At 38.2% G+C, this 9,385-nt stretch carries 8 protein-coding genes and 1 pseudogene; 5 read left to right on the top strand and 4 right to left on the bottom strand.

Translation table 11 applies throughout. The features are described from left to right. Both CALSC_RS07010 and CALSC_RS07005 read left to right on the top strand, forming a co-directional pair. Window positions 1-190, top strand: a pseudogene (locus CALSC_RS07010) (alkyl hydroperoxide reductase); the annotation flags it as partial. An 11-nt stretch (window positions 191-201) separates the two neighbouring features. Continuing rightward, window positions 202-669 (top strand): hydrogenase maturation protease, encoded by a 468-nt coding sequence (locus CALSC_RS07005; protein ID WP_088240666.1) that lies wholly within the window; start codon window positions 202-204, stop codon window positions 667-669. A gap of 28 nt (window positions 670-697) precedes the next feature. On the opposite strand, the gene CALSC_RS07000 is transcribed toward CALSC_RS07005, so the two are convergent. The 3 genes from CALSC_RS07000 to CALSC_RS06985 form a co-directional block, all read right to left on the bottom strand. Next, window positions 698-1,090 carry a hypothetical protein gene (locus CALSC_RS07000; RefSeq protein WP_088240665.1) on the bottom strand — a complete coding sequence of 131 codons (393 nt, stop codon included), beginning with the start codon at window positions 1,088-1,090 and terminating at the stop codon, window positions 698-700. 1,142 nt (window positions 1,091-2,232) lie between these two features. After that, complete coding sequence (locus tag CALSC_RS06990; RefSeq protein WP_327331182.1) at window positions 2,233-2,472, bottom strand: ankyrin repeat domain-containing protein; 240 nt, start codon at window positions 2,470-2,472, stop codon at window positions 2,233-2,235. A gap of 540 nt (window positions 2,473-3,012) precedes the next feature. Next, a complete protein-coding gene (locus tag CALSC_RS06985; protein WP_088240662.1) occupies window positions 3,013-3,609 on the bottom strand; it encodes a CBS domain-containing protein in 597 nt (198 codons plus the stop codon). A gap of 655 nt (window positions 3,610-4,264) precedes the next feature. Between CALSC_RS06985 and fabG the strand changes: the two genes are divergently transcribed. Next, complete coding sequence (gene fabG, locus CALSC_RS06980) at window positions 4,265-4,960, top strand: 3-oxoacyl-ACP reductase FabG (RefSeq protein WP_088240661.1); 696 nt, start codon at window positions 4,265-4,267, stop codon at window positions 4,958-4,960. Window positions 4,961-5,362: 402 nt separating this feature from the next. Here the strand turns inward: fabG and CALSC_RS06975 are convergent, their stop codons facing one another. Next, entirely contained in the window at window positions 5,363-7,168 is a 1,806-nt protein-coding gene (locus CALSC_RS06975; RefSeq protein ID WP_088240660.1) for an aspartate kinase, read from the bottom strand. A 220-nt stretch (window positions 7,169-7,388) separates the two neighbouring features. On the opposite strand from CALSC_RS06975, the gene CALSC_RS06970 reads away from it, so the two are divergent. Both CALSC_RS06970 and CALSC_RS06965 read left to right on the top strand, forming a co-directional pair. Continuing rightward, window positions 7,389-8,006 carry a Uma2 family endonuclease gene (locus CALSC_RS06970; protein WP_088240659.1) on the top strand — a complete coding sequence of 206 codons (618 nt, stop codon included), beginning with the start codon at window positions 7,389-7,391 and terminating at the stop codon, window positions 8,004-8,006. Window positions 8,007-8,589: 583 nt separating this feature from the next. Next, window positions 8,590-9,385: lamin tail domain-containing protein (locus CALSC_RS06965; protein ID WP_143288179.1), on the top strand; the 796-nt coding region annotated here is incomplete at its 3' end.

The raw sequence follows: 9,385 nt of genomic DNA, 5'->3' as shown, positions 1-9,385 counted from the left end.
AAGTGACCCTAGCTGTCAAGTCTTTCGCGCATATAACACCGGACAAGCCTTAGGAGCACCTTTACCTGCTCAATTCCTATTAAATAAAGAAGGTAAACTCTGTTACAGACATTTATTCTCTTTCTTAGATCATAATGCCAGTGTAGAGAAATTACTACAACAATTCGACTCAGCAGAGATCGGTACTTAATCAAACATTCTATGCTCACCATTATTGGTTGCGGTAATCTCAACCGCAGTGACGATGCAGTAGGGGTAATAGTAGCCCAACAGTTACAACAATATCTCGCTCAACAGCCTCATCCCAACACCCGTGTTTATGACTGTGGTACTGCGGGAATGGAAGTCATGTTTCAAGCAAGAGGAAGCACAAAGTTAATAATTATTGATGCAAGTGCAACGGGTTCCGATGCAGGCGCTATATTTAAAATCCCTGGAGAAGAATTAGCAGCGCTACCGGAACCCAGTTATAATTTGCATGATTTTCGTTGGGATAATGCTTTAGCCGCAGGTAGGCAAATCTTTAAAGATGATTTTCCCCAAGATGTAACAGTTTACCTAATTGAAGCGGCCAATCTTGATTTTGGACTGGAGTTAACTCCTGTTGTTAGAGATGCAGCTGATACGATTGTCGCAGAAATTACTACCATTATCCAACAAAATGTATAGATCTGTTAACCTTTAACCGTTAACTGCTCTACGCCATATCTCTATACACTGAAATTTCATCCACCCTCATTTCAAAAGGTATTCCTTTATTTGGGGGACAAACGCGAATTTTTGCGTCACTGTAAAATGTATTCAACCATGATGCCATAGGCACCATTTTTTGCAGTATCCGCCAATTCGTCACCTGATCTGGACATTCAATCACCAAAGTCATAGCATTAGCCTTGGTGGTAAAGTACCATCGGCACACAGATAGTAAATTTTGAATGGATTGATCGCAAGCACTATAAAAATATTTACTTATAGAATGCTCTAATTGCTGACGTAGAATAATATCAGCAGATGTCAGTTGTATAGGGTGTAAATCCTCTTGTGGATCTTCATTTGCATCTTTGTTGAAAAAATAGTACTTCCTTGTCATTATTCTCGAACATCTCCTTAATTATTTACCAATGACAATTGCATAGAGTACATCCTTGTCGCTTCCTCAGAATTCCTGGGTTCCATCGTCATAGAAGGCTCCAATACCACTACAACTAGTATCCAGATAATTGCTGATGAGATATGCTCTGTGCCCGATAAAAACAGGGATTTGCATGGCAGTTTGGTAATTTTGATCAGCAGATACCAAAAATAACTTTACTGCCCTATCTTTAGGGGTTGCTTGGCTTACGCACAAGTAATACACCTGGTGATAAAAATCACCTTTTTTTAATCAAACTGCTTCCTTTATATAAACCAGGTACCATATCGTCAATACAATGGATAACAGAAAAAAGATATATTTCCTCAAACTTCTCTTTTGGTATTGGTTTTGTCGTTTCTTGCAAGATGTGTAGATAATCTACTTGTGATATTGGTTGTTTCCGAAAACGCCTGATTGAGTCCCTATTACCAATCACTTGCAAGGATATTTACTGTGCAAATTGATACAAAACATCTAATTTTTGCTGATTACTTAGTTGCCTAGTAGTCATTTTATAAGCATCCTCAATCAATTGATTCGCTTCAAAGGAATCAGTACCCCCTACAAAAGGCACTTTCAGCCTTAAGAATCTGAGCAAACAATAAACTGGATAAAAGTCCCTGGATTCATCTGTGGAGAAAAAAACAAGCTTACTATCATTATTTCAAGCTTTTAATTTCAGACATGGGGTTAATCTAAAATTGAATGACTTGCTTGTCTTGAAAGTCTCCCGAAATCACACAAGTAGTAATAAACTCTTTATTCTCAAATCCTCAATCGGAGTTGAGAGCAAGTTTATTAACATTAGAGATTAATTGTATCTTGCGGTTGTGGATATATGTAGAAGCAGCAATCGCACCAAGATGGTGTCCGCTATCTAAACAGCAATAGCGCCAACTTCTATTTTGATATTTCCAACTAGACCTATAATAAACACAACTAATTAAAAAAATGAATCCAGTTATACATTTGCCAGGTATAACATAATTTTATCAACTATCATCAATTAATTCATCATTTATTGATAGAGAATTATTTGCAATTTCTCAAGTATATCTTCTATCAATAATTCCCTATTCCCTAATCCGGACACAAGTTTATGTTTGCTCATTGATATCAATGTGTGCTGCTAACAACAAACTAATCAAATTATAACGATTACCAAAACAAGCAAGCCACAAAGCATTATTATCATTATTCTTTGCATTCACATCTGCTCCCATATAAATTAGTGATTGAAACACGGTAGAAATTCCTGCTTTAGTCGCTTTCATTAAAGCTGTATCACCATTTTCACCATGCTGATTCAAATTTTGTAGATTGTAACCTTGTTTAATTAACCATTCCCTTGTCTTTACAGTTAAATTATGTTGTATTTCTCAATTTCTAATTGTCCTGGTTATACAATTTAACTTAATTAATTGATATTAATAATATGCTTTAAATTCTCAGGAATAAGTAGGTTGGCGTAAAAAATTATCGTTTGGATAAGGCAGGGGGCAGGGAGCAGGGAGCAGGGGGAACAAGGGTTTTAGGCTTATTTACTATTCTTCACATAGTTTGGTTTTATTGTGCCGACTTACTTAATAAAAATTATGTATGAAGCTGTGCTTTGTTTTCCCAGATACCAAACTGAGCTGAAAAACAAGGTTAAAAATTTGGCACATCTTTATAAAGAAAAAGTATAACCTAATTGTGTAGCGAGTTAAAAAATGATGCGCTCAGATCCCCGAATTAGTTAAAAATTCGGGGATCATGTTTCTCAATAAAGGATTTATGATTAGGACAGGTAATAGTGAAAAATACCCACCATAAATTCACAAAGTCCTATTTACTTGACTGAATTATCAGCAATTACAACATACTCAAGACTTCAATTAACCTAAAGCTGCTAAATGCCTTTCTTCATCATATTCATCTTTGACTGGTATTGTTGGCATTACTGCTCCATAAAAGCCTAATTCAGCTTCAATATCATCTACCAAATTCCAAGCCTCTTCTGCATCTTTAGATTGGGCTCCATAAGTAGCAGAAATTACCCGAGCATTAGAAATAGACCTTTGTAGTTCCTTTTGCAAGAAACTAATTTTTGGTGTCTCTATAAACTCACCTTTCAAAATAATATCAGTGACAGAAATAATACCTAATAACTCACCTTGAATAACTGGTGCCCGCCAAATACCAGTATTAGCAAATAGACGTGCTACATATTCTATTTCTAGATCTGGATTAACTACAATACAAGGCTTACTCATTACTTCGTAGACGCGAACCTTTTTCGGATCTTTACCACAAGCAACCACTTTACTAGCAATATCGGTTTCAGTGATAATACCGTAAGCATCTCCTGGAATGCGAGGCTCTACAATTAAGCAACGTAATTCCTTGAACCTCATTAATTTGACTGCATCTGTGATAGTAGCTGAAGCGCGAATAGTAGCTACATTTTGAGTCATTATTTGTTTAGCTTTCATAATTTCTGCTCCTTATCCTTTTTGCCAGAAAATTGGTTCCAAACGGCTACAATTCTTGCTAATTATTCCCTTACAAACAGCTATATAAATTAGATATTTCTTGCAACAAAGTTCAAGTCTTTATCTCAGAAATAATACCGTTGTTTAGGGATAAGGATTACGCATTTCCCAAATACACTTATGAAGATTAATTTCGTTGTTTTATTCACTATTAATCTTCATAAGCTTATATGAATTATTGTAGGTTTATTGGCAATAATTTAACCTACATTTATATATTATCTTCATTATCTTTTTGCTTGAGCACCCATTTATAAAACTTTGCAGAAGATTATTTGTACAAACGTTAAAAAAACTAAAAAAATATATTTTTGTCCTGAAATAAGATAGAAGATAATCAATTTTTAAAAGCTTATCTAGTAACTATTTAACTACAAAAACCTCATATTTAATTAATATTTTTATGATTTTCGTTCCATAAATCTAGTTCTTGTATCCCATAACCTTCAAACCTTAGAACACGGATTTGCGACATTGCTCCATGTAATCAGTGTCATCCGTGAAGTGTCTCCGTGATCGACTTGCGACTTGCGTGTAGCTCTATGAGGTACTTACCAGGTATCTTAAGAATTGAGTGTTTGGGAGTGTATAAACCATGAAAGGCAAGCAAGTTTTACTTACAGGTGGTACTGGTGGATTGGGTTTGGGTGTGACACCAGCTGTTCTCTCTTTGGGTGCAAAGGTAACAATTCCTTATATTAATCCCAGAGGGGTAGAAAGACTCAAAGGTTTGGTTCCACCTGCCGATTTGGCTCGAATTAAGTTTGTGAAATCCCATCTGAATGAGGAAGCAGCAGTAGAAGAATTGATCAATGATTTGCCACGGGTAGATGTATTGATTCATTTGGTGGGTGGTTTTGCGATGGGAGCAACCCATGAATATAGTTTTGAGAACTGGAAACGGGACTTTGATTTAAATTTGCATACAACTTTCTTGGTGTGTAAGCATAGTTTGCGGCGAATGCTAGATAATGGCTATGGGCGAATTGTGACAGTGGGTTCTAGGGGTGCTATGGAACCTGGTGGACAATTGGCTGCATATTGTGCTGCTAAAGCTGGGGTTGTTGCCTTAACAAAAGCGATCGCAGATGAAACGAAAGGGACTAATATTACTGCTAATACTGTCCTTCCTAGTGTGATTGATACTCCCAGTAACCGTAATGCAATGGGAGCAGAGAATGCTGATAAATGGGTAAAGCCAGAATCTTTGGCAGAGGTAATTTGTTTTCTAGCTTCTGAAGCAGCGAAGGATATGCGTGGTGCTGCTATTCCTGTGTATGGAAGTATTTAGAGGCTTGCTGTTCGCGGAGCGTGCCGTTAGGCATAAAAGTCCTTTGGTGAGGGTAGGGAGTAGGGAGTAGGGAGTGGGGAGTAGTTCCAGCCTCTTTATTTCTATTCTTTTTGCCAGAAAAAATAACAGATGCAAGGATTTTAAACCTAAAATCCTAATTTTCTTGCACGCCCCTCCCCAAGAAAATAGCCTCAAAGCATTGATAAATAAATATTTTTCAGTTATTCAGCAGACCCTATTTAGGGGAACACCAAAAAATAAATTACTTAATTTCTGGACTTGAACTAATTGCTTGACTCCCCCTGCTCCCTGCTCCCTGCTCCCTGCTCCCTACTCCCTGCATTTCGAGGAATTGGTTATTTTTTTATTTGCAACTCCCTAGGGTAAATGATGGAGGGTAGTTCAAGCAGGTACTTGCACTTTTTCACTACCAGCTAATCCAAAGGCTTGATGGATTACTTGCAATGCTTTTACACCTTCCTGCTCATGGACAACACAACTAATTTTAATTTCAGAAGTCGTAATCATTTGAATATTAATTTGATGTTGGGCTAGAGCCTCAAACATTTTTGCTGCTATCCCTGGTTGTCCTACCATTCCTGCACCAACAATACTTACCTTCGCGATCGCATTATCTAACACCACTTCCCCCCAACCATATTCTCTGGCTGCTTGTTGCAACATCTGTTGGGCGGATTCTGCATCCATCCTAGTCACTGTAAAAGCAATATCTCGAGTGGGGATGCCATTAACTATATGACAACGCTGGGATTGAATAATTGTATCTACACTAATATTGCTGTTCGCCAACAATCCAAATATTTTCGCTGCCGTTCCCGAAATATCATGTACATGGCGAATTGCTAAACGTGCTTGCTTCATGTCTAAGGCAATACCACGGACGGGGTGAGTGTGGGGAGTAGGGGGAGTAGGGGGAGTAGGGGAAGATTTAATATCAAATGCTTGGCGGAGTGTGGCTACAGCTTTGTCACAATCTGCGGAGTCAATCACACAGCTAACTTTCACCTCACTGGTGGAAATCATTTGAATATTCACCCCTGCTTCTGCCAAGGCAATAAACATCTTTGCCGCTACACCGGGACGACCAATCATACCTGCCCCTGCGATACTAACCTTAGCAATATTGTTTTGCACCATTACCTCTGCTTCCTCCCCTTCCATACTGGGATGACTGCGAAGTGCAGGAGCAATGGCAGATGCTACGGCTTCAGCTTTGTTTAAAATCGGTTTTAATACGGTAAAGGCAATGTCATTTGTATTACCTTCATGAATTGATTGGATAATCAAATCCACATCTACATCTTGGCTGGATATTTCCCCAAATAAGTGGGCAGCAACCCCCGGCTTATCTGGTACCCGCAACAATGCTACTCTTGCTTGATTCGTATCAAACTCTACATCATCCACTGGGCGAGCAAGTTCCAAATTCACCAGCGATCGCCCTAATTGGGGAGGTGCTGTAACCAAAGTTCCGGGTTCATCAGTCCAACTAGAACGGACTACTAAAGGCACGCCATAATTACGGGCAATTTCCACCGCTCGGGGATGCAATACCTTTGCCCCTAAACTAGCAAGTTCCAACATTTCATCACAGGTAATTTCATCCATCAACTGTGCTTCTGGAACTAATCGCGGGTCTGTAGTTAATATACCTGGTACATCGGTATAAATTTCACAAAAATCTGCCCGTAGTGCCGCAGCTAATGCCACCGCCGAAGTATCCGAGCCACCTCTTCCCAGGGTAGTAATTTCTAAGTCGCCCGTGTTACTAATTCCCTGAAAACCAGCAACAACGACCACTTTACCCTCTTGCAGGCAGGTTTCCAATCGTTTAGTTTCAATATTGAGAATCCGGGCGCGGGTGTGTTCAGCTTCCGTAACAATTCCAACTTGCGCTCCTGTGAGAGAAATTGCGGGTTGTCCAATTTCCTGCAATGCCATACTCAGTAAAGCAATAGATACTTGCTCCCCAGTAGAAAGCAACATATCCATTTCTCGGCGACAGGGATTATGAGAAATTGACCCAGCCAGTTTTACCAGTCCATCGGTAGTTTTCCCCATTGCTGAAACTACTACGACAATGGAATTTCCTAATTTTGCTGCCTGGGAAACGCGCTGAGCAACAGCTTGAATGCGTTCTACAGAACCAACAGATGTACCACCGTATTTTTGAACTATGAGCGCCATAATCGTAACTTAACCCAATTTATGCCGAAGAAACCAACGCCCTGCGTATGTGTATTCATTATCTAAGTTATCAGAATCCATAGGCATACTTAACTATTTCTTTACATTTTGTAGATATTTCGCAGATGAGTATGATTTGGCAAAGGGAGAATCTCCACTAACATTATGTAAAATTGTGATTATTAGCCCTCTCTACCTTATGTCTGCCTAACTTAGACTGATGACTCAAGCATTATTTAAGCCAATAACAGTCGAAGATTTTTTGCAATGGATTCCAGAAAATTCAGGAAAACGCTACGAGCTACATAATGGAGCAATAGTAGAAATGTCCGAGCCATCAGGGGAGCATGAAGAAGTTACGGGACTCTTAAATACTCAATTAGTTGTAGAGTTTACACGCCTAAAACTCCCTTACCTTATTCCCAAAACAGCCCTAATCAAATCAGCGAATAGTGATTCTGCTTATTCTCCAGATATACTAATTCTTAATAAACCTGCTTTAACTTCAGAAGAACTTTGGACAAAGTATTCTACAGTTGAGCGTGGTAATTCTATCCCTTTAGTGATTGAAGTAACTAGTACTAACTGGCGCGATGATTACTATAAAAAACAAGGAGAATACGAAGAGATAAAAATACCTGAATACTGGATTGTAGATTACCTTGGACTAGGTGGTAAAAAAAACATAGGTAACCCCAAAACACCAACTTTATCAATTTATCAATTGGTCAATTATGAATACCAAGTTGATACATTTAGAGGAGATGAACCCATCATTTCTATAACATTCCCAGAGTTAAATTTGACTGCAAAACAAATTTTTAATGCCGCTTTTTGAAGTACTGAGGTAGAGCAAAATTACTATAGATTCTACCGCTTTTCCCACAGTTTTACTTTATCAAGATAATTTAAATAAGTCGCAACAACTAAGTATTTATACTATTTAAACAACTCATATGATTTGTTCGTAACTTCACAAAAAATTTCCTCTACAGCCTTACAAGCTTCATTGAGTAAAAGATTAAACAGGTAAACAGTTGCCATCAAATAAAAATTATTTTTCACATCAACCAACTTCTTGAAAAATTTAATTAATGTTTTTTATTTATTAACCTTTATTTAATTTTTTCTTTACTAGCATCTGTGAAAGTGTAATTAGAAACTTAAATGTTATTGGCAAATATTTTTTCTTGTGTAAGTAAATAAGTATTCAAATCTATCGTCTGAGTGGGATTTAAACCATAAATTGACGGGCAATTTTTCTTCTTCAATGCTGAAAAAATTGTGGTAATCAGCTATTGCTGTAAACCTCTCAATTGATGAGACAAAACACCAACAGCAATGGATCAGGGTGTAGCATCTACCACTTCAAAATATATTTACACAACTCCATAAATTGCTGAAAAGTTTGAGGATGTTTTATGACAGTATTTATTAACGAATTTCATTATGACAATACTGGTACAGATACAAATGAATTTATCGAAATTGCTGGTTTAGCTGGTACGGATCTGAGTGGCTGGAGTTTAGTACTGTATAACGGTTCTAGCAGTGTACTTAGTGTTTACGATACCATTAATCTCAGTGGTACTATCCCTGACCAAAACAACGGGTTTGGTACTCTCTCCTTTGACACTCCTGGTTTACAAAATGGTTCACCTGACGGTTTTGCTTTAGTCGATAATAACGGCAGTGTGATTCAATTCCTCAGTTATGAGGGTAGTTTTACTGCTCTTGATGGTCCAGCCGCTGGTTTAACTAGCATTGATGTTGGTGTGAGTGAATCAAGTTCTACCAATGTTGGTTTCTCTTTGCAATTGACGGGAACAGGTAGCAGTTTTGCAGATTTTACTTGGAGTTCTCCCGCAGCCAATACTGCTGGTACTCTTAATACTGGTCAAAGTTTTGGTGATGGTAGTAATCCAGCAATAAACATCATTATTAACGAAATTGATGCCGATACCCCCGGTGCAGATGCGGCAGAATTTATTGAACTTTATGATGGGGGAGTTGGCAATACATCCCTAGATGGTTTAGTTGTAGTCCTCTACAACGGCAATGGTGATACTTCTTATGCTGCTTTCGATTTAGATGGATTCAGTACCAATGCTGAGGGTTACTTTGTTTTAGGTAACTCTGGTGTATCGAATGTGGGATTAGAATTTGACAATGGGACTCTACAAAATGGGGCTGATGCAGTTGCCCTCTATGTCGGAC

The sequence above is a fragment of the Calothrix rhizosoleniae SC01 genome (assembly GCF_900185595.1).
GTDB lineage: Bacteria > Cyanobacteriota > Cyanobacteriia > Cyanobacteriales > Nostocaceae > Calothrix_A > Calothrix_A rhizosoleniae.
Note: the sequence above shows the minus strand (reverse complement) of the source record. Positions and strands in the feature narration are given on the sequence as shown.